The sequence below is a fragment of the Serratia sp. GW822-FHT06E05 genome (genome assembly GCF_058799445.1).
Genome location: NZ_JBXALM010000011.1, coordinates 128,884 through 148,543, shown reverse-complemented (window position 1 = coordinate 148,543; position 19,660 = coordinate 128,884). Strand labels below are relative to the sequence as shown.

14 protein-coding genes are annotated in these 19,660 nt (G+C 56.8%); 8 read left to right on the top strand and 6 right to left on the bottom strand.

Annotated features, from left to right (window positions below; genetic code table 11):
- Positions 1 to 22: 22 nt before the first annotated feature.
- Positions 23 to 1,393 (bottom strand): two-component system sensor histidine kinase EnvZ, encoded by a 1,371-nt coding sequence (gene envZ / locus AC1RKC_RS21390; protein ID WP_046372472.1) that lies wholly within the window; start codon positions 1,391 to 1,393, stop codon positions 23 to 25.
- A complete protein-coding gene (gene ompR, locus AC1RKC_RS21385; RefSeq protein ID WP_004709363.1) occupies positions 1,390 to 2,109 on the bottom strand; it encodes an osmolarity response regulator transcription factor OmpR in 720 nt (239 codons plus the stop codon). Before ompR ends, envZ begins: the two co-directional genes overlap by 4 nt.
- A gap of 416 nt (positions 2,110 to 2,525) precedes the next feature.
- Here ompR and greB point away from each other — a divergent pair, with 416 nt between their 5' ends.
- The 5 genes from greB (at position 2,526) to AC1RKC_RS21360 (ending at position 8,981) form a co-directional block, all read left to right on the top strand.
- Complete coding sequence (gene greB / locus AC1RKC_RS21380) at positions 2,526 to 2,999, top strand: transcription elongation factor GreB (RefSeq protein ID WP_020837359.1); 474 nt, start codon at positions 2,526 to 2,528, stop codon at positions 2,997 to 2,999.
- Between the two features lie 157 nt (positions 3,000 to 3,156).
- Positions 3,157 to 5,487, top strand: a complete 2,331-nt coding sequence (locus tag AC1RKC_RS21375; protein WP_046372471.1) for a Tex family protein — start codon at positions 3,157 to 3,159, stop codon at positions 5,485 to 5,487.
- Between the two features lie 646 nt (positions 5,488 to 6,133).
- Positions 6,134 to 6,352: a ferrous iron transporter A gene (gene feoA / locus AC1RKC_RS21370; RefSeq protein WP_020837362.1), complete on the top strand. Its 219-nt coding sequence runs from the start codon at positions 6,134 to 6,136 to the stop codon at positions 6,350 to 6,352.
- A 71-nt stretch (positions 6,353 to 6,423) separates the two neighbouring features.
- Complete coding sequence (feoB, locus tag AC1RKC_RS21365) at positions 6,424 to 8,739, top strand: Fe(2+) transporter permease subunit FeoB (protein WP_046372470.1); 2,316 nt, start codon at positions 6,424 to 6,426, stop codon at positions 8,737 to 8,739.
- The gene (locus tag AC1RKC_RS21360) at positions 8,739 to 8,981 is read left to right on the top strand and encodes a FeoC-like transcriptional regulator (protein WP_020837364.1); all 243 of its coding nucleotides are present in this window, start codon (positions 8,739 to 8,741) and stop codon (positions 8,979 to 8,981) included. Before feoB ends, AC1RKC_RS21360 begins: the two co-directional genes overlap by 1 nt.
- 37 nt (positions 8,982 to 9,018) lie before the next feature.
- Here the strand turns inward: AC1RKC_RS21360 and AC1RKC_RS21355 are convergent, their stop codons facing one another.
- Complete coding sequence (locus tag AC1RKC_RS21355) at positions 9,019 to 9,303, bottom strand: YdgH/BhsA/McbA-like domain containing protein (RefSeq protein ID WP_046372469.1); 285 nt, start codon at positions 9,301 to 9,303, stop codon at positions 9,019 to 9,021.
- Between the two features lie 260 nt (positions 9,304 to 9,563).
- Positions 9,564 to 10,340, bottom strand: a complete 777-nt coding sequence (bioH, locus tag AC1RKC_RS21350) for a pimeloyl-ACP methyl ester esterase BioH (RefSeq protein ID WP_020837366.1) — start codon at positions 10,338 to 10,340, stop codon at positions 9,564 to 9,566.
- 42 nt (positions 10,341 to 10,382) lie between these two features.
- Here bioH and gntX point away from each other — a divergent pair, with 42 nt between their 5' ends.
- Positions 10,383 to 11,066 carry a DNA utilization protein GntX gene (gene gntX / locus AC1RKC_RS21345; RefSeq protein ID WP_046372467.1) on the top strand — a complete coding sequence of 228 codons (684 nt, stop codon included), beginning with the start codon at positions 10,383 to 10,385 and terminating at the stop codon, positions 11,064 to 11,066.
- 67 nt (positions 11,067 to 11,133) lie between these two features.
- Positions 11,134 to 11,709 carry a Fe-S biogenesis protein NfuA gene (gene nfuA / locus AC1RKC_RS21340; protein WP_006328556.1) on the top strand — a complete coding sequence of 192 codons (576 nt, stop codon included), beginning with the start codon at positions 11,134 to 11,136 and terminating at the stop codon, positions 11,707 to 11,709.
- A 185-nt stretch (positions 11,710 to 11,894) separates the two neighbouring features.
- Here the strand turns inward: nfuA and malQ are convergent, their stop codons facing one another.
- Both malQ and malP read right to left on the bottom strand, forming a co-directional pair.
- Positions 11,895 to 13,985 (bottom strand): 4-alpha-glucanotransferase, encoded by a 2,091-nt coding sequence (malQ, locus tag AC1RKC_RS21335; RefSeq protein ID WP_493092724.1) that lies wholly within the window; start codon positions 13,983 to 13,985, stop codon positions 11,895 to 11,897.
- A 9-nt stretch (positions 13,986 to 13,994) separates the two neighbouring features.
- Positions 13,995 to 16,400: a maltodextrin phosphorylase gene (gene malP / locus AC1RKC_RS21330; protein ID WP_020837369.1), complete on the bottom strand. Its 2,406-nt coding sequence runs from the start codon at positions 16,398 to 16,400 to the stop codon at positions 13,995 to 13,997.
- A 542-nt stretch (positions 16,401 to 16,942) separates the two neighbouring features.
- Between malP and malT the strand changes: the two genes are divergently transcribed.
- Positions 16,943 to 19,657 (top strand): HTH-type transcriptional regulator MalT, encoded by a 2,715-nt coding sequence (malT, locus tag AC1RKC_RS21325; RefSeq protein ID WP_020837370.1) that lies wholly within the window; start codon positions 16,943 to 16,945, stop codon positions 19,655 to 19,657.
- Positions 19,658 to 19,660: the final 3 nt, after the last annotated feature.

The following is a 19,660-nucleotide window of genomic DNA, read 5'->3' as shown; positions in this document are numbered from 1 at the left end:
CTGCGGCCCCCAGACAAAAAGATTACGCGCTGTCCTTCGGGTTCTGATGCCCATTGCCCGACTCTTTTTTCTCCATCGGTAACGGAATATAAGCCCGAATCAACAGCCCACCGCGTTCGCTGGTGCCGATATCCAGTGCGCCATGATGCCCATCGATAATACGCTGTACGATAGCCAGGCCCAACCCGGTCCCGCTGGTACTGCGCGCGCTGTCACCACGAACAAATGGCTGCAACAGATGCTTCAGCTCTTCCGGTTTAATGCCCGGGCCGTCGTCTTCCACCTGGAACCAGCCGCGCTGCAGCTCACGGCCGCTGCTGACTTTGATCCAACCGTTGCCGTAACGCGCCGCATTCACCACCATATTCACTGCCGCACGCTTGATCGACAACGGATGCACATTCATCATCAGTTCGCCCGGCGCCAAAGCGGTTTCAATCACCCGCTCATAGCCACTCTCGGCAGCCACCACTTCGCCCAGAATGCTATTCAAATCGCTGATTTCTGTCTGCATCTCCTGGCCGGTGCGCAGATAATCAATAAACTGCTCAATGATGTCGTTGCACTCTTCAATATCTTTATTGATCGACTCCGCCAGGTAGCCGTCTTCGGCACTCATCATCTCGGTCGCCAGACGGATACGCGTCAGTGGCGTACGCAGGTCGTGGCTCACCCCGGCCATCAGCAATGTGCGGTCGTCTGCCAGCTGCTTGACGCCCGACGCCATCTGATTAAAGGCCCGCGTTACCGAACGGACTTCCGATGCGCCATACTCACGCAGCGGCGGTGGAATGATGCCCTTTCCCACCTGCAAAGCGGCGTGCTCAAGCTCCACCAGCGGGCGGTTCTGAATACGGATAAACAGCCAGGCGCCACCTATGGCCAACAGCATAATCGCCAGGGTATAGCGGAACAGCGGCGAGAAATCGCCCTGGTGAATTTCAGTCAGCGGAACACGCACCCAGATATCCGGTTGCAGCCAGGTTTTCAGCCACACCACCGGTGAGTTTTTGTTTACTTCCACTCGCACGTCGGTGGGCCCGCCGAGCTGCTGCGCCATTTGCTGGCTGAGGAATTGGTAGTGCTGCGCCCAGCGCAGACCGCTCTCTTCCGCCGCAGAATTGGTGTAGAGAGAAATGCCCAGTTCGCGATAGATTTCGCGACGGAACGCCGGTGGCACTTCCAGCAAAGTACCATCCTCCAGCTGCAGCCGGTCGGTCATCAGCATACGAACTTCGTAGGCCAACACCTTATTGAACTGCTGCAGGCTGGGCAGGATGGCGAAGTTCAGCACCACCAGATAGGTCGTCACCAGGCTGACGAACAGCAAGGTGACGATCAATAGCAGGGTTCGGGCAAACGAGCTACGCGGTGAAAAGCGCAATCGTCTCATGCCTTGCTGCCGTCCGGGACGAAGACGTAGCCAAGACCCCAAACGGTCTGGATATAGCGTGGATGCGCAGGATCTTCCTCGACCATGCGACGCAAACGAGAAATTTGCACGTCGATGGAGCGTTCCATGGCGCTGTATTCACGGCCGCGGGCCAGGTTCATCAGTTTGTCGCGCGAAAGCGGTTCGCGTGGATGGCTCACCAGCGCCTTCAGCACTGCGAATTCGCCGCTGGTCAACGGCATAGGCTCGTCTTCGCGGAACATTTCGCGGGTGCCGAGGTTCAGTTTGAATTTACCAAAGGCGATCACCGCCTCTTCCTGTGAAGGAGCGCCCGGCAGTTCATTGGCCTGACGGCGCAACACCGCACGGATGCGGGCCAGCAATTCACGCGGGTTGAAGGGTTTTGGGATGTAATCGTCAGCGCCGATTTCCAGGCCAACGATACGGTCGACTTCTTCACCTTTGGCGGTCACCATAATGATCGGCATAGGGTTGCTTTGGCTGCGCAGACGGCGGCAGATGGAAAGACCATCTTCGCCCGGCAACATCAGGTCAAGCACCATCAGATGGAATGATTCACGAGTCAGCAAGCGATCCATTTGCTCAGCGTTGGCTACGCTGCGAACCTGAAAACCCTGTTCGGTTAAATAACGCTCTAAAAGCGCACGCAGGCGCATGTCATCATCGACGACCAGAATCTTATGATTCTCTTGCATTGTATTACTCCCAAAGGCTTTATTGCCTGACGTGAATATTGTTAAAAAACCCTGTCATTTCGGACAGCGTTTAATGGTATATATTCTAGACGAAATTGTTACAAAGCTTATTCTTTTGCCCATTTATCAACAATTTTCATCAAAATGCCCGCGACGATTCGCCAAAATCCCGATGCGCATAGGTTAAATTTAGAAGCACTGCGTCTTTTGGCTGGCGGCATACCCGACGGCTGATTCGGCAGTGTAACTCAGCCGGGGCGATAAGAAACGCCAGCACCGGCAATTTTGCGCGTGGCCGATGATTAACGCTCATTGGATTGTGCAACAGCAGCCTACAGCCCGATGCGAGTTTATGCGACACTTTGCCAACGCAATGACGTCCTTCCCTTTGATATGTCCCTAAAGGCGGAACCACGATGAGAACGCAGCTGATAACCCGCGAAGGTTACGACAAGCTAAAGCAGGAATTAGACTTTCTCTGGCGCGAAGATCGGCCAGAGGTCACCAAAAAAGTGACCTGGGCAGCCAGCCTCGGCGACAGAAGTGAAAATGCCGATTATCAGTACAACAAAAAACGGCTGCGGGAAATCGATCGCCGCGTACGCTACCTGACCAAATGCCTCGAGCAATTAAAGATTGTCGATTACTCCCCGCAGCAGGAAGGCAAAGTGTTTTTCGGTGCCTGGGTGGTAGTGGAAAACGAGGACGGCGACACTAAACGCTTTCGCATCGTCGGCTATGACGAGATTTTTGGCCGCCGAGACTACATCTCCATCGATTCGCCCATGGCCCGCGCGCTGCTTAAAAAAGAAGTGGGTGATGCCGCCACCGTTAATACGCCAGTCGGCGATGCCCTGTGGTACGTGAATGAGATCGAGTACGTAAAATAAGATTTCAGTTTTTTCCGAGCGACCGCCCGCCGCCGCAGTACAGGCCGCTTTACGCGCTATGACTGTCGAGAGGCGGCCCGCTCCACTGGCATTTTCCCCGCGCAATCCGTATAACTGTCCCCCTGTTTACCAACCGTTCTCAACAGATACCAGACTTATGAATGACCCACTGAGCCGCATTATTGCAACAGAACTGCAGGCCCGGCCGGAGCAAGTTGACTCCGCCATCCGTCTGCTGGATGAAGGTAATACCGTGCCCTTTATTGCACGCTATCGTAAGGAAGTCACCGGGGGTCTGGACGATACCCAACTGCGCCAGCTGGAAACCCGCCTGGGTTATCTGCGTGAACTGGAAGACCGCCGTCAGACCATCCTTAAATCGATCGACGAGCAGGGCAAACTGACCGAACAGCTGGCGACGGCGATCACCGCCACGCAAAGCAAAACCGAACTCGAAGACCTCTACCTGCCTTACAAACCGAAGCGCCGCACCCGCGGCCAGATCGCGATTGAAGCCGGTCTGGAGCCTCTGGCGGACACGCTGTGGCAGGATCCTCAGCAGCAACCTGAACAGTTGGCCGAAGGTTACGTTAATGCAGACAAGGGCGTAGCGGACGTAAAAGCCGCCCTCGACGGCGCGCGTTATATCCTGATGGAGCGCTTCGCCGAAGACGCCGCATTACTGGCCAAGGTCCGTAACTACCTGTGGAAACATGCGCACCTGGTGTCCAAAGTGGTGGAAGGCAAGGAAGAAGCCGGGGCCAAGTTCCGCGACTATTTCGATCATCATGAACCCATTGCCCAGGTGCCATCGCACCGTGCGCTGGCCATGTTCCGCGGCCGTAACGAAGGCGTACTGCAGCTGGCGCTGAATGCCGATCCGCAGTTTGAAGAAGCCCCACGCGAAAGCCAGGCGGAGCAGATCATCATCAGCCACCTGGATCTGCGCCTGAATGATGCTCCGGCGGACGCCTGGCGCAAAGCGGTGGTCAACTGGACCTGGCGTATCAAGGTGCTGCTGCATCTGGAAACCGAGCTGATGAGCACGGTACGCGAACGCGCGGAAGACGAAGCGATCAACGTCTTTGCCCGTAACATGCATGACCTGCTGATGGCGGCACCGGCCGGTATGCGCGCCACCATGGGGCTGGATCCGGGCCTGCGTACCGGGGTCAAAGTGGCGGTAGTCGATGCTACCGGCAAGCTGGTCGCCACCGACACCGTGTACCCGCACACCGGTCAGGCCGCTAAAGCCGCCGCCATCGTCGCCGCCCTGTGCATCAAGCATAAAGTGGAGCTGGTCGCCATCGGCAACGGCACCGCATCGCGCGAGACCGAACGTTTTTACCTCGACCTGCAACAGCAGTTCAGCGAAGTCAAAGCACAAAAGGTGATCGTCAGCGAAGCCGGCGCTTCGGTGTACTCCGCTTCCGAACTGGCGGCGCTGGAATTCCCTAACCTCGACGTCTCGCTGCGCGGTGCGGTATCCATCGCACGTCGTCTGCAGGATCCGCTGGCCGAGCTGGTCAAAATCGATCCGAAATCCATCGGCGTCGGCCAGTATCAGCATGACGTCAGCCAAAGCCAACTGGCGAAAAAGCTCGATTCCGTGGTCGAAGACTGCGTGAACGCCGTCGGTGTGGATCTGAATACCGCCTCGGTGCCGCTGCTAACCCGCGTAGCCGGCCTGACGCGCATGATGGCGCAGAATATTGTCACCTGGCGTGACGAAAACGGCCGCTTCAGCAACCGCGAACAGCTGCTGAAAGTCAGTCGCTTGGGGCCGAAAGCCTTTGAACAGTGCGCCGGCTTCTTGCGTATCAACCACGGCGACAACCCACTGGACGCCTCGACCGTTCACCCGGAAACCTACCCGGTGGTCGAACGCATTCTGGCCGCAACTCATCAGGCTCTGCAGGATCTGATGGGCAACCCGGCGGCGGTGCGCAGCCTGAAGGCCAGCGACTTTACCGACGAGAAGTTCGGTGTGCCGACGGTGACCGACATCCTGAAGGAGCTGGAGAAGCCGGGCCGCGATCCGCGTCCGGAATTCAAAACCGCAACCTTTGCCGAAGGGGTGGAAACCCTCAACGACCTGCAGCCGGGAATGATCCTGGAAGGTTCGGTCACCAACGTCACCAACTTCGGTGCCTTTGTTGATATCGGCGTGCATCAGGATGGGTTGGTGCATATCTCCTCGCTGGCGGACAAGTTTGTCGAAGATCCGCACACCGTGGTGAAAGCCGGTGACATCGTCAAAGTGAAGGTGATGGAAGTGGACCTGCAACGTAAACGCATTGCATTGAGCATGCGTCTGGACGAGCAACCGGGTGAAGGTTCCCCACGGCGCGGTGGCAATTCAGCACCGGCCAAGGACAACACCTCGCGACCGCAGGCCAATAAGTCCAAACCGCGTGGCGCTAACACCTCGGCAGGCAACAGCGCCATGGGTGACGCACTGGCGGCGGCCTTTGGCAGAAAGTCGTAGTCAGGCGGCCAGCAGAAAACGCATGAGGCACAGGGAGGGGGTTAACCCCTCCCTTTTCCGCTAAATACCCTCATCATTTTTTGACCCGCCTCAATAAACCCGCATTTTTATTCGCTGCCGCCGACAGCCCTGATAATTCCGGTTTTAAGCCTGAAAGCCACGCTAAATAGCCATTTATTAACATCTCTATTAACATTAAATTCTCATTCCGGTATTTCTCAGCGAAACACAAATGCTTAGCGCTCGTATTCAGCCGGCAATATGTTGCCTAATAAATACCGATATTGACGTCACCGAATCAAAGCTGTCGAATCTGTCACTACTTTTTTCAAACCGGAAAAATTCACTACAAATACGTAACTGATTTAACTCACCATTCGCATTTGCACCCCACCAGGCTGGGTGATAAAAATAGCGCTGTCAGGCAATTGCATTCTCTAAATGTGATCGCCACAACCTTTGGTTACCAATACCCCTATTTTTTGTATTGAATACGATAATTATTCTCACTATTATTATTTTGCGTGTTCACTGCATTGCCTCATGGATTGAAAGCGTCGGCAGCTCGTGGTTTTTATCTCGGGACTGCCATTGGAACGTTCTTTTATCATCACCAGCCCAATAGCCTGGGCTTAGAGAAGGTTACATGCATCTTCTGCCTAAACGGTCTTATAAGATCGCCGGCTTCGCCAATGAAATCGGCCCGGCTTATCGCCAAAAACTTTTATCCCTCGGCATGCTGCCGGGCTCGTCTTTTGAAGTGGTACGCGTCGCACCATTGGGTGATCCCATAGAAATAAAAACCCGCCGCGTCAGCCTGGTGCTGCGCAGGAAAGATCTGGCCCTGATCCTGCTCGACGGCTAGTCCTGAGCCGCCTTGCTTTGGCCATGCATCTTGCCTGGCCCAACTTCCATTGACTGATATCACGCTAAATTATGAAAAAACTCACTATTGGCTTAATAGGCAACCCCAACTCCGGTAAAACTACGCTGTTCAACCAGCTGACCGGGGCACGCCAGCGGGTCGGTAACTGGGCGGGCGTGACGGTAGAACGCAAAGAAGGCCTGTTCACCACGCCGCAATCACAGGTCAAACTGGTCGATCTGCCCGGCACCTACTCCCTGACCACCATCTCGGAGCAAACCTCACTCGACGAACAAATTGCCTGCCACTACATTCTGAGCGGCGACGCCGATCTGCTGATCAACGTGGTCGATGCTTCCAATCTGGAACGTAATCTATACCTGACGCTGCAACTGCTGGAGCTGGGCATCCCCTGCATTGTCGCGCTGAATATGTTGGATATCGCCAAAAGCCAAAAAATTAATATCGATATCGCGGCACTGTCGGCGCGTCTCGGCTGTCCGGTGGTGCCGATGGTATCCACCAAAGCCGACGGCATTGGCGTGCTGAAGCAGATGATCGACAACCATCAGTTCAACGAATTAAAAGCGCTGGTGAACTACCCGCCGCTGCTGCTCAAGGAAATGACCACGCTGAGCGACGCCATGCCGCAGACCCTGCCAAGCGAACAACGTCGCTGGCTGGCGCTGCAGATGCTGGAAGGCGATATCTACAGCCACCAGCTTGCCGGCCCTGCGGCGGCCCTGCTGCCGGCGGCCAAACAGGCGCTGCAGCGGCAACAGCAGGAAGATCCTGCACTGGTGATTGCCGATGCGCGTTATCAGTCAATCGCCACCCTGTGCGATGCCGTGAGCAATTCACAACAGGCCATGCCGAACCGTCTGACCGAAGCGCTGGATAAAGTGATCCTCAACCGCTGGTTAGGGGTGCCCATCTTCCTGCTGGTGATGTATTTGATGTTCCTGCTAGCCATCAACCTCGGCGGCGCACTGCAGCCGATCTTCGATATCGGGTCGGCGGCAATCTTTATTCAGGGTATTCAATGGCTGGGCTATACCCTGCACTTCCCTGAATGGTTGACCATTTTCCTGGCGCAGGGGGTCGGTGGTGGTATCAACACCGTGCTGCCGCTGGTGCCGCAAATTGGCATGATGTACCTGTTCCTGTCGTTCCTCGAAGACTCCGGCTATATGGCGCGTGCGGCATTCGTGATGGACCGCCTGATGCAGGCGCTCGGGTTGCCCGGCAAGTCCTTCGTGCCGCTGATCGTCGGCTTCGGCTGTAACGTGCCTTCGATCATGGGCGCACGTACGCTGGATGCGCAGCGCGAACGCCTGATTACCATCATGATGGCGCCCTTCATGTCCTGCGGGGCTCGGCTGGCGATCTTCGCCGTGTTTGCCGCTGCTTTCTTTGGCCAGGACGGCGCAGGCGTGGTGTTCTCTTTGTATATGCTGGGTATTGTGGTGGCAATCCTCACCGGTCTGGTATTGAAGTACACCATCATGCGCGGTGAAGCTTCCCCCTTCGTGATGGAGCTGCCGGTTTACCACGTGCCACACCTGAAAAGCCTGCTGCTGCAAACCTGGCAGCGCCTGAAAGGCTTTGTGCTGCGTGCCGGTAAGGTGATTGTAGTTGCCAGCATCTTTATTGGCGGCCTGAACAGCTTTTCGTTCAGCGGCAAGCCGGTAGATAACATTAATGACTCGGCGCTGGCGTCGGTGTCCAAAGTATTGACGCCGCTGCTGAAACCGATGGGCGTGCACAGTGACAACTGGCAGGCTACCGTCGGCCTGGTGACCGGGGCCATGGCGAAAGAAGTGGTGGTCGGTACGCTAAATACCCTGTACACCGCCGAACATATCAACAGCACCGAATTTGATGCCGTCAACTTTAACCTGCTGGATGAACTGGGTGGCGCATTGGACACCACCTGGCAAGGGCTGAAAGACACCTTCAGCCTGAGCGTACTGTCCAACCCGATTGAGGCCAGCAAGGGCGATGGGGAAATGGACGTCGGCTCAATGGGCGTTATGAGCAGCAAATTCGGCTCAGGGGTTTCCGCCTACAGCTACCTGATCTTTGTGTTGCTGTACGTCCCTTGCGTCTCGGTGATGGGGGCCATCGCCCGCGAATCCAGCCGCGGCTGGATGACCTTCTCCATTCTCTGGGGGCTGAACGTCGCCTACTCGCTGGCCACGCTGTTTTATCAGATTGCCACCTTCAGCCAGCATCCGCAGTACAGTCTGGCGGCGATCGCCATTGTGGTGTTGTTCAATCTGCTGATTCTGTTCGGCCTGCGCCGGGCACGTAGTCGGGTCACGGTACGCCTGAGCAACGCCACCCCGGCAGCCTGCTGTCAGGGCGCCAAGGGCAACTGCCACTAATGGCCGGCCTGCTGCAGATCCGCGACGCATTGGCGCTGCACGGTAGCATACAGGCGCTTCAGCTCAGCCGTCAGTTGGCGGCTCCGCTGCCGCTGGTGCAGGCAATGCTGGAGCGTTTGGTCGCAATGGGGAAAGTGGAGCGTATCGAGCAGGATAACAGCGCCTGCCTGAGCGGCAGCTGCAAAAGCTGTCCGGAAGGCAAAGCGTGCAGCAGTACGGTGATATATCGGTTAAAACACTGAGAGGTGGGGCGCGGCACGAGGCGCGCCCCCTTCTTGATTATTGCTTGTCTTTGTACACTTCGGCGATAGCACTGAACTTGCCGTGCTCACGGCCTGCCAGGATCACGTAATATTGTCCGCCTTTTTCATCAGCCAGTTTGGACAGTTCTTCTTTTGCATCCATCGGCGATGTGGTTTGTGCGGTGGTAGTTACCGTACCGATCTTCTCATATTTACCCGGATTCTTATCCAGATCTTCCTTGGTCAGCAAGGTTGCCGCCAGGGTGCTGAAAGACACGGAACCCACAACTAACGCTGCAACAATCATTTTCAAAGATTTCATTACCATACCTCTCAAGGGATAATTTATTTGTTATGAAAGCCGTCCAGAGTAAATGCGCGATAACACTGGCTGCCGTGACATCTTCGGACCTCGTTGCTTTCCCTGACGAGACCGTTTTCCCAGAGACGAAACGCCGAATGAAAATACGCACGCGTTTTTTCATTGTGCAGCCAACGCAGTTACCCACCTAAGTATTGAACAGGTTTATTTTTTATCCACTAAGCGGCTCTTTTTTTAGCGCTTTATTGTGCGATTTTGGGTCAGATCCCATTTTCTGCCACAAAAGTGCCAATAATTTCTGCAAATTCATCAGGGTGGGAAATGAATGGTGCATGAGCTGCTTTTGCAATGATGATTGATGGCGAGTTTGGCCACTTGGCATCAAGCAGTTCTGCCACCTTACGCGGCACCAAACCGTCCAGATAACCGTAAACTCGCAACAGCGGCAACGGCAGCTTGGCCAGTGGCTGGCGCAAATCGGCCGTTCGCAGTATTTCCAGCCCACCGTTTAATACCTCAACGCTTGGCATCGGTTGGTTAAGCACCACCGATTTCAGCAGGCGGGCATCTTGCCGCGCGCTTTCCGTTCCCAGCGTCTGCAATGCCAGAAAACGCTCTACGGTACGCTGAAAATCCTGCCCCAGCTGATGCTGGAAACCGCTCAACACCTCCGAGCGGATCCCCGGCCAGTCATCCTGAGCGGCAAAACAGGGTGATGAAGCCACGGTGATCAACCCGCTCACCCGTTGCGGCTGCAACAGCGCAATCTGGCTGGCCACCAGCCCGCCCAGCGACCAGCCCAGCCACCAGGCCTGCGCCGGTGCCGCGGCCATCACGGTTTCCGCCATCTGTTCGAGTGACATAGGGCCAAACCCCTGGCTACGGCCATAGCCCGGCAGGTCGACCAGATGCAGGCGGAAATGCGGCGTCAGTCGCTCAATCATGCAATGCCACACTTCGGCATTCAGCCCCCAGCCGTGGAGCAGCACAAGATCGCGATCGCCTTCACCTATTGTTTGCCAGTACAACGCACTCATCCGTTATTGTCCTTTCATTCTCATCCGTCAGGGAGGACGGTTATGCTATCAATCCAGAGCCGCTGTTGGCTATGCCGACAGTCGCTGCGTCTTTATGGTCAGGGTATCTGCAGCTACTGCCTGCGTCACATGCCCGCCAAACCTTTGTGCTGCCCGCGCTGCGGCCTGCCCGCCGGCGATGCCAGATTGCCCTGTGGCCGCTGCCTGCAACAGCCGCCACCCTGGCAGGCGCTGGTGTTCGTCAATGACTACGCCGCGCCGCTGCGCCAGTTGATAAAAAAGTTCAAGTTTCAGCACACGCCGGAACTGGCCCCGCTGCTGGCGCGGCTAATCCTGCTGAACTGGCAACAGGCGCATCGAGAGCAATATCTGAACAGACCCGATATCATTTTAGCGGTACCCTTACAGGCAAAACGTTGCTGGCGGCGCGGCTATAATCAGAGCGATCTGCTGGCGCGGCCGCTGGCCCACTGGTTAGGGTGCGATTACCGCCCCGCCGCCCTGAGCCGGGTGCGTAAAACGGCTCCGCAGCAACGGCTATCGGCCCGCGCGCGGCGGCGCAATTTGCGTGGTGCGTTTCGTTGCCATGAAGCCATGGCGGGCCGACACGTCGCGCTGCTGGACGATGTGGTGACAACCGGCAGTACGGTCATGGAAATCGCCAAGTTGTTGCAGCAGCAGGGTGCCGCATCGATCCAAATCTGGTGCGTTTGCCGCACGTTGTAGTACCAGGGCAATGGGCGTATTATAACCTAGTATTAAAGTCAACTATTTGAACTAACGAGCTAATGCCATGATTCGTATAACAGATACTGCACAGGAACACTTTGCCAAACTGCTGGCAAACCAAGAGGAAGGCACCCAAATCCGCGTATTCGTGATCAACCCGGGTACGCCTACGGCCGAATGCGGTGTCTCTTATTGCCCGCCGGACGCCGTTGAAGCGACAGATACCGAGCTGAAGTTCGAAAAGCTGTCCGCCTATATTGACGAGCTGAGCAAACCGTATCTGGAAGATGCCGAAATCGACTTCGTCACCGACCAACTGGGCTCGCAGCTGACGCTGAAAGCGCCAAACGCCAAAATGCGCAAGGTAGACGACAATGCGCCGCTGATGGAGCGTGTTGAATACGTGCTGCAGTCGCAGATCAACCCACAGCTGGCTGGCCACGGCGGCCGTGTGACCCTGATGGAAATCACCGACGATAGCCTGGCTATCCTGCAGTTTGGCGGCGGTTGTAACGGTTGTTCAATGGTCGATGTGACCCTGAAGGAAGGCATCGAGAAAGAGCTGCTGCAGAAGTTCCCTGAACTGAAAGGCGTGCGCGATTTGACCGAGCACCAGCGCGGCGAGCATTCTTACTACTGATACCCTTCTTACTTGACGTTGCAGCGTTGTTGGCTGCGTGCACTTACCCCAGTCACTTACCTGAGTAAGTTCCTGGGGATGCTCGCACTTGCCGCCTAGCTGCAACTCCAATTAATTTGGGTATCTACCATTTGCATGAGAGCTAAAGTTCTCATGCCCCGTCTTTAATACACAATGGCTCTCTGTTACCCCACCGAGACCTTGCGACGCCGCTTGTCCAAATCCTTCAGCAGGCGATTAACCTGCTGATCGGCAAACATCTCTTCCAGCGTTTTGGTCAGTTTTCGCCGCCAGTTTGGGTACTGATCGCTGGTGCCGGGAATATTGACCGGATCCGCCATATCCAACCAGTCTTCCGGCTGCAGACCCAGCAAGGCGCTGGCGCTGTCGGCGACATAGCGCTGCAAACCACGATTAAGCAGCGGGCTCATATTCAACAACGCCGCCTTTTTGCCCACTTTCTGCGGCACACAGCCATAGTGATGTAAGCCATCCAGTAGCCCCTGCTTGGCACGTTCGCGATCGGCGAACAGCTCTTTCAGGATCTCCGCATCCGGATACAACCCCAGCTTGTTGCCGAGCTTCAGATCGCCACTTTGCCAATAGCCGCGCAGCGTCGGCAGGTCGTGCGTGGTGATGGTCGCCATCGCCTGAACCGGATAGGCCTGCGGGGCGCGGAAGTGGTTCTCGCCGTCGCGTTCGAAGTACAGCACCTTGTAGGAATAAACGCCGCTGTCGCGCAGCTTGCCGACGATTTCCACCGGAACGGTACCGAGGTCCTCGCCAATCACCATGCAGCGGTGACGTTGACTTTCCAGCGCCAGCACCGCCAGCAGATCATCTACCGGATATTTCACGTAGGCGCCGTGAACGGCGGTTTCACCGTAAGGGATCCACCATAAACGCAGTAACGCCATCACATGATCAATACGCAGCGCACCACAGCTGGTCATATTGGCGCGCAGCAGATCGATAAACGGCTGATAGCCGCGCGCCGCCATCACATGCGGATCCATCGGCGGCAGCCCCCAGTTTTGCCCCAGCGGCCCGAGAATGTCCGGCGGTGCGCCAACCGAGGCCTTCAGACAATACAGCTCGCGTTCGCACCAGGTTTCCGCGCCCCCTTCCGCCACGCCGACCGCCAGATCGCGATACAGGCCAATCGGCATCTGCTGTTGCTGACTTTGGCGGAAACAATCGGCGAACTGACTGGCAGCCAACCACTGCAGCCACAGGTAAAATTGCACCTGTTCTTGCTGCTGCTGACAAAATTGCTTTACCGCAGCGCTATCACCCTGCTGATATTCTTCCGGCCAGGCCGGCCAGCCCCACAGGCTGTCATCCGCAGCCGCAAGATGAGCATGCAGCGCGTCGAATGCCGCCTGCTGATACAAACTTTCGCCGCCGTCGATAACAAACTGCTCGAATGCCTGACGTTGAGAGTCAGCGGCTTTACGCGCCTGGAACAGCGGGAATGCCAGTTGCAACGCCGCCAGCTTAAGCTGCGTCACCTTGCCGTAATCCACCCGATCGCTGGCACGGGCCTCGGCCAACTTTTTTTGCGTTGCCGGTTTCAGCCACCATTGCTGGGCGGCTTCGTTGCGCTGGAAATCTTCCACCGCGTTCACGTCAATATAGATGACGTTCAACCAGCGTCGCGACGACGGGCTATACGGGCTGGCGCTTTCCGGGTTAGCCGGGTACAGCGAGTGAATCGGATTCAGCCCGACAAAAGCGCCGCCCCGTTCACCGACCTGCTCCACCATCTGGCGTAAGTCGCCAAAGTCACCGATGCCCCAGTTGCGATCGGAGCGAAGAGTGTAAAGCTGGACGCAAGCGCCCCACAGCTTCTTGCCGGTCAACAAGGCATCCGGTTCGAAGCAGCGTTTCGGCGCCACAATCAACCGGCACTGCCACTGCTGTTCACCCTGTGTCAGCGTCAGTTGATGATAGCCCGGTGGCAATTCAGCCGGCAGGGTGAACGTTTTGCGTGCGCTGGCGCGGCCTTGCTGCCGGCCGCCGTCTTCGCGCAGCAGCGTCCACTGATACTCTCCGCTGCCCGCTAGCGGCAAAGCCACCGGCGCGCCCTGATAAAACACCTTCACCGCCGGCAACGGCGTCACCGCAGCCTCCTGCGGTGATGCGCTTCGGCCCATGGCGTCCAGCAGCCTGCGCTTGGTGTCTTCAGCGATCGCCTGCTGTTGACCATGGGCGTTAATATAATCGGCAGCGATACCCGCCTGAGCTGCCGCCTGATCGATGACCTTGCGATCCATTCGCTCTCCTTAACGCTTGGCTTGCCAGATACGCTGCTGGTAGTCGCGGATCGAGCGATCCGAGCTGAACATCCCAACGCGTGCGGTGTTAAGAATAGTACGACGCGTCCATTCATCACGGTCACGATAGAGTTCGTCTACCTGCTGTTGAGCTTTACAGTAAGAAGCAAAGTCCGCCAGCACCAAATAAGGGTCGCCGCCTTCCAGCAGGCTGTGCAGCATCATGTCGAAAGCATGCTTGTCACCGTTGCTGAATGCACCGCTCGCCAATTCGTCCAGAATCGCTTTCAGATGTTTGTCTTTCTTGCGGTAGCTGAGCGGATCGTAGCCTTTCGCCAGCAGCGCCTTCACCTGATCCACGGTATTGCCGAAGATAAAGATGTTGTCTTCGCCCACCTGCTCGGCGATTTCCACGTTAGCGCCATCCAGCGTGCCGACGGTCAGTGCGCCGTTTAACGCCAGCTTCATATTGCCGGTCCCTGAAGCTTCTTTGCCGGCGGTGGAGATCTGCTCGGAGATATCCGCGGCCGGGATCATCAGCTCAGCGACGGAAACGCGGTAGTCAGGAATAAACGCCACTTTCAGGCGATCCTTCACCAGCGGATCGTTGTTGATCTTCGACGCCGCCTGGTTGATCGCATAAATGATGTTTTTCGCCAGGTAATAGCCCGGAGCCGCTTTGGCGCCAAACAGGAACACGCGCGGCACGATATCCAGCTGCGGGTTATCGCGCAGTTGACGATACAGCGACAGGATATGCAGCAGGTTAAGGTGCTGACGTTTGTATTCGTGCAGGCGCTTGATCTGCACGTCGAAAATCGCGTCCGGGTTCAGTTTCAACCCCATGACGTCGTGCACGTAATTGGCCAATACGACTTTATTATCGCGCTTGATTTGCTGATAACGCTGACGGAACGCCGCGTCATCGGCGTACTTCTCCAACCCCTTCAGCGCGTCAAGATCGTTAGCCCACTCTACCTTCAGCGTTTCGTCAATCAGCCCAGACAACGCCGGGTTACACTGCTTCAGCCAGCGACGCGGCGTGATGCCGTTGGTGACGTTGTGGAATTTGTTCGGCCACAGTTGGTGATATTCCGGGAACAGATCTTTCACCACCAGATCGGAGTGCAATTGCGCCACACCGTTGACCGCAAAGCCGCTGACCACGCACAGGTTAGCCATGCGGACCTGCTTGTTATGGTGTACTGCCAACTTGGCCCACACCGCGTCGTCACCCGGCCAGTGCTTGTCCACCAGCTTTTTGAAGTTGGCGTTGATCTGCTTGATGATGGAGAAGTGGCGCGGCAGCAGGCTGCGTACCAGTTTCTCATCCCAGCACTCCAACGCCTCCGGCATCAGGGTATGGTTGGTGTAGGCGAAGGTCTTGCTGGTGATGGCCCAGGCGGCATCCCACTCCAACTGATGCTCATCCAACAGAATGCGCAGCATTTCCGGAATGGCGATGGTCGGGTGAGTGTCATTAAGCTGGATCACTTCGTACTTCGGCAGATCTTCAATTTTGCGGCCTGCCAGATGGTGCTTACGCAGGATATCCGCCACCGAACAGGCGCACTGGAAGTATTGTTGCATCAGGCGCAGGCGCTTGCCTGCCTGGTGGTTGTCATTCGGATACAGCACCTTGGTCAGCTTGGCCGCTTCAACGCCCTGCTTCTCCGCCTGCAGGAATTTACCGTCGTTGAAATCACTCAGATTAAACGGATGCTGATGCGTCGCCTGCCACAGGCGCAGCGGTTGAGTCACGCCATTGCGGAAGCCCAATACCGGCAGATCCCAGGCCTCGCCGCGCAGGGTAAATGCCGGACGCCACAGTTCACGGCCATCGGCCAATTTCTCCAGTTTCCCGCCGATGCCCACATCCACCGACAGCGCGGCGTTGTGGCGGAACCACGGGTAGCTTTCGCGCTGCCAGTTATCCGGCGCTTCCTGCTGCTGGCCGTCGCTAAACGACTGGCGGAACAGCCCGTATTGGTAATTCAACCCGTAGCCGGTGGCCGGTTGTTCCACCGTCGCCATCGAATCCAGGAAACAGGCCGCCAAACGCCCCAGCCCACCATTGCCCAACGCCGGATCGGTTTCCTGCTCCAGCAGATCCGCCAGCTTGATGTCCTGCTCCGCCAATGCCTGCTCGACGGTGTCATACCAGCCCAGGTTAATCAGGTTGTTGGCCGTCAGGCGACCAATCAGAAACTCCATCGAAATGTAGTTCACGTGGCGCAGCGGCTTACTGCTTTTGCGTGGTGCAGGCTGCGCAGCCAACTGCTCGGCCAACGCCGCGCTTACTGCCTCCCACCATTGGTGCTGAGTCATTTGTTGTGCAGAACTGAGGCCAAACTTTTGCCACTGACGGGTCAGTGCCGCCAGGAAAGCATCCTTTTTAAGCGTAGGCTGGGACATAAAAAACTCTCTATCCAGTAAGTGGGTCAAATTAGCGTTATCGTGCCGGGGAGAAAGAGTGAAGGCATCATCCCGCCTGGGGATTAGCTGGGGAGGAGGATTGGGGCGTAGCTAAAATTGTGATCTCAGGCACTTTTTGACTCCCTTGCATCATGCAAAAAAGCCCACCGACGGACGCGGCGAGCACTGAGAACCAGGCGAAAACTTGTTCAATGACGTTAGCACAGTTATCGCAGAGGCTACAGTCGCCTGCGCGCCCATAAATGCTTTCTTGTACCTGCGTCACTCAAGCGCGCTAAAACACCACGGTTCCACAGGGCTTTAGCTGTAAACGTAAAAAAGTGTGATCAATAGCAATATAACTCCAAGCCAATGCGGAACCTTGTTGCAATACGTTTAACGTTGTCAGAAGTTAGGAGGGGGATTAATTACGAGCTATAAAATAATTAACCCTACTCCGATCCCGGCAGGCGTCGCGCTGCGATGAACGCCAACGGGCAGGCCAACGGCTACGGAAACCGCGATTTTCACTCTGGAATACTATGCTGATCCCATCGAAACTGAGCCGTCCGGTACGGCTGCAAAATACCGTGATCCGCGATCGCCTGCTGGCCAAATTAGCCAGCACGGCCAACTATCGCCTGACATTGGTCAATTGCCCTGCGGGATACGGGAAAACGACGCTGGTCGCACAGTGGGCGGCCGGTAAATCAGATCTGGGCTGGTACTCGCTGGATGAAAGCGACAACCAACCCGAGCGCTTCGCCAGCTACCTGATCGCCGCCTTGCAACACGCCAGCGGCGGCCACTGCGTCAAAAGCGAAGCACTGAGTCAAAAGCATCAGTACGCCAGCCTGTCGGCACTGTTCGCCCAGGTGTTTATCGAGCTTTCCGACTGGCATCAGCCACTGTATCTGGTGATTGACGACTACCACCTGATCACCAATGACGTGATTCATGAAGCCATGCGCTTTTTCCTGCGCCACCAGCCGGAAAATCTGACGCTGATCCTGCTGTCCCGCACCTTGCCGCCGTTGGGCATTGCCAATCTGCGCGTGCGTGACCAACTTTTGGAAATGGGCACGCAGCAGCTGGCGTTTACCCATCACGAAGCCAAACAGTTCTTTGACTGCCGCCTGACGGCCCCCATGGAACAGCATGACAGCAGCCGGCTGTGCGATGAAGTCGAAGGTTGGGCCACCGCGCTGCAGCTCATTGCGTTATCCGCCCGTCAATCCACTTCTTCCGCCCAGCAGTCGGCCAAACGTCTGGCGGGGCTTAATGCCAGCCACCTGTCGGATTATCTGGTGGACGAAGTGCTGGATCACGTCGATGCCGAGGCGCGCGCCTTCCTGCTGCGTTGCTCGGTGCTGCGTTCCATGAACGATGCGCTGATCGTCCGCCTGACCGGCGAAGACAATGGCCAGCAACGGCTGGAAGAGCTGGAGCGTCAGGGCTTATTTATCCACCGCATGGACGACAGCGGCGAGTGGTTCTGTTTCCACCCGTTATTCGCCACCTTCCTGCGTCAGCGTTGCCAATGGGAATTGGCGCTGGAACTGCCGGGCCTGCACCGGGCCGCCGCCGAAGGTTGGCTGGCGCTGGGGTATCCAGCGGAGGCAATCCACCACGCGCTGGCGGCCAGCGACGTCAGCATGCTACGCGATATCCTGTTGCAGCATGCCTGGTCGCTGTTCCACCACAGTGAACTGGCCCTGCTGGAAGAGTGTCTGAACGCACTTCCCTACGAAAAGCTGATCCAAAACCCCAAGCTTGCACTGCTGCAGGCCTGGCTGGCACAAAGCCAGCACCGCTATATCGAAGTGAATACCCTGCTGGAGCGCGCAGAACAGGCAATGCGTGAGCATAAAATTGACGTCGATCGCACCCTGCACGCCGAATTTGATGCTCTGCGCGCGCAGGTGGCAATCAACGCCGGCAAGCCGGAAGAGGCCGAACGCCTGGCCACCGAAGCGCTGAAATTCCTGCCGCTTTCCAGCTATTACAGCCGCATCGTCGCCACCTCGGTCACCGGCGAAGTCCATCACTGCAAGGGCGAACTGGCTCGCGCACTGCCGATGATGCAGCAGACCGAGCAGATGGCCCGGCGCCATCAGGCATACCACTACGCGCTTTGGGCGCTGCTGCAGCAGAGCGAAATTCTGATTGCGCAGGGGTTCCTGCAGGCCGCCTACGAAACGCAGGACAAAGCTTTTGAGCTGGTGCGCGAACAGCATCTGGAACAGCTGCCGATGCACGAGTTCCTGCTGCGTATCCGTTCACAAATCCTGTGGTCCTGGTCGCGGCTGGACGAAGCGGAAGATGCCGCCCGCGAAGGCCTGAAAATCCTGGCCAACTATCAGCCTCAACAGCAGCTGCAGTGCATGGCCATGTTGGCCAAGTGCTCGCTGGCGCGTGGCGATCTGGATAACGCCAATGCGCACATGCAACGTTGTGAAGTCCTGCTGCACGGCTCTCAATACCACCGCGACTGGCTGACCAATGCCGACAAACCGCGGGTGATCCACTGGCAGATGACCGGCGACACTGCAGCCGCTGCCCAATGGCTGCGCCAGACCGAAAAACCCGGCATGGCGGACAACCACTTTATGCAAGGCCAGTGGCGCAACATTGCCCGGGTGCAGATCATGCTGGGCCAGTATGAAGAGGCCGAAGTGGTGCTCGATGAGCTCAACGACAATGCCCGCCGCCTGCGCCTGGTCAGCGATCTGAACCGTAACCTGTTGCTCAGCAACCAGCTTTACTGGCAGATGGAGCGTAAAAGCGACGCGCAGAAGGTCCTGATGGAGGCGCTTTCACTGGCCAGCCGTACCGGATTTATCAGCCATTTCGTCATTGAAGGCGAAGCGATGGCGCAGCAACTGCGCCAATTGATTCAGCTTAATACGCTGCCGGAGTTGGAAAATCATCGCGCCCAACGTATTCTGCGCGACATCAATCAACATCACCGGCATAAGTTCGCGCATTTTGACGAGAACTTCGTCGATAAGCTGCTAACTCATCCACAGGTACCGGAACTGATCCGCACCAGCCCGCTGACGCAGCGCGAATGGCAGGTTCTGGGGTTGATTTATTCCGGCTACAGCAACGATCAAATTGCCGGCGAACTGGACGTGGCGGCCACCACCATCAAAACCCATATCCGTAACCTGTACCAAAAGTTGGGCGTGGCCCATCGCCAGGAAGCGGTACAGCAGGCGCAGCAACTGCTGAAGATGATGGGGTACGGCGCCTGACGA

What these genes read in the sequence shown, in the direction of transcription:
- feoB (WP_046372470.1), top strand. Translation starts at nt 6,424, where the DNA reads ATGAAAAAACTCACTATTGGCTTAATAGGCAACCCCAACTCCGGTAAA.
- envZ (WP_046372472.1), bottom strand. Translation starts at nt 1,393, where the DNA reads ATGAGACGATTGCGCTTTTCACCGCGTAGCTCGTTTGCCCGAACCCTG.
- AC1RKC_RS21360 (WP_020837364.1), top strand. Translation starts at nt 8,739, where the DNA reads ATGGCCGGCCTGCTGCAGATCCGCGACGCATTGGCGCTGCACGGTAGC.
- nfuA (WP_006328556.1), top strand. Translation starts at nt 11,134, where the DNA reads ATGATTCGTATAACAGATACTGCACAGGAACACTTTGCCAAACTGCTG.
- gntX (WP_046372467.1), top strand. Translation starts at nt 10,383, where the DNA reads ATGCTATCAATCCAGAGCCGCTGTTGGCTATGCCGACAGTCGCTGCGT.
- malT (WP_020837370.1), top strand. Translation starts at nt 16,943, where the DNA reads ATGCTGATCCCATCGAAACTGAGCCGTCCGGTACGGCTGCAAAATACC.
- greB (WP_020837359.1), top strand. Translation starts at nt 2,526, where the DNA reads ATGAGAACGCAGCTGATAACCCGCGAAGGTTACGACAAGCTAAAGCAG.
- ompR (WP_004709363.1), bottom strand. Translation starts at nt 2,109, where the DNA reads ATGCAAGAGAATCATAAGATTCTGGTCGTCGATGATGACATGCGCCTG.
- malP (WP_020837369.1), bottom strand. Translation starts at nt 16,400, where the DNA reads ATGTCCCAGCCTACGCTTAAAAAGGATGCTTTCCTGGCGGCACTGACC.
- malQ (WP_493092724.1), bottom strand. Translation starts at nt 13,985, where the DNA reads ATGGATCGCAAGGTCATCGATCAGGCGGCAGCTCAGGCGGGTATCGCT.
- AC1RKC_RS21355 (WP_046372469.1), bottom strand. Translation starts at nt 9,303, where the DNA reads ATGAAATCTTTGAAAATGATTGTTGCAGCGTTAGTTGTGGGTTCCGTG.
- feoA (WP_020837362.1), top strand. Translation starts at nt 6,134, where the DNA reads ATGCATCTTCTGCCTAAACGGTCTTATAAGATCGCCGGCTTCGCCAAT.
- AC1RKC_RS21375 (WP_046372471.1), top strand. Translation starts at nt 3,157, where the DNA reads ATGAATGACCCACTGAGCCGCATTATTGCAACAGAACTGCAGGCCCGG.
- bioH (WP_020837366.1), bottom strand. Translation starts at nt 10,340, where the DNA reads ATGAGTGCGTTGTACTGGCAAACAATAGGTGAAGGCGATCGCGATCTT.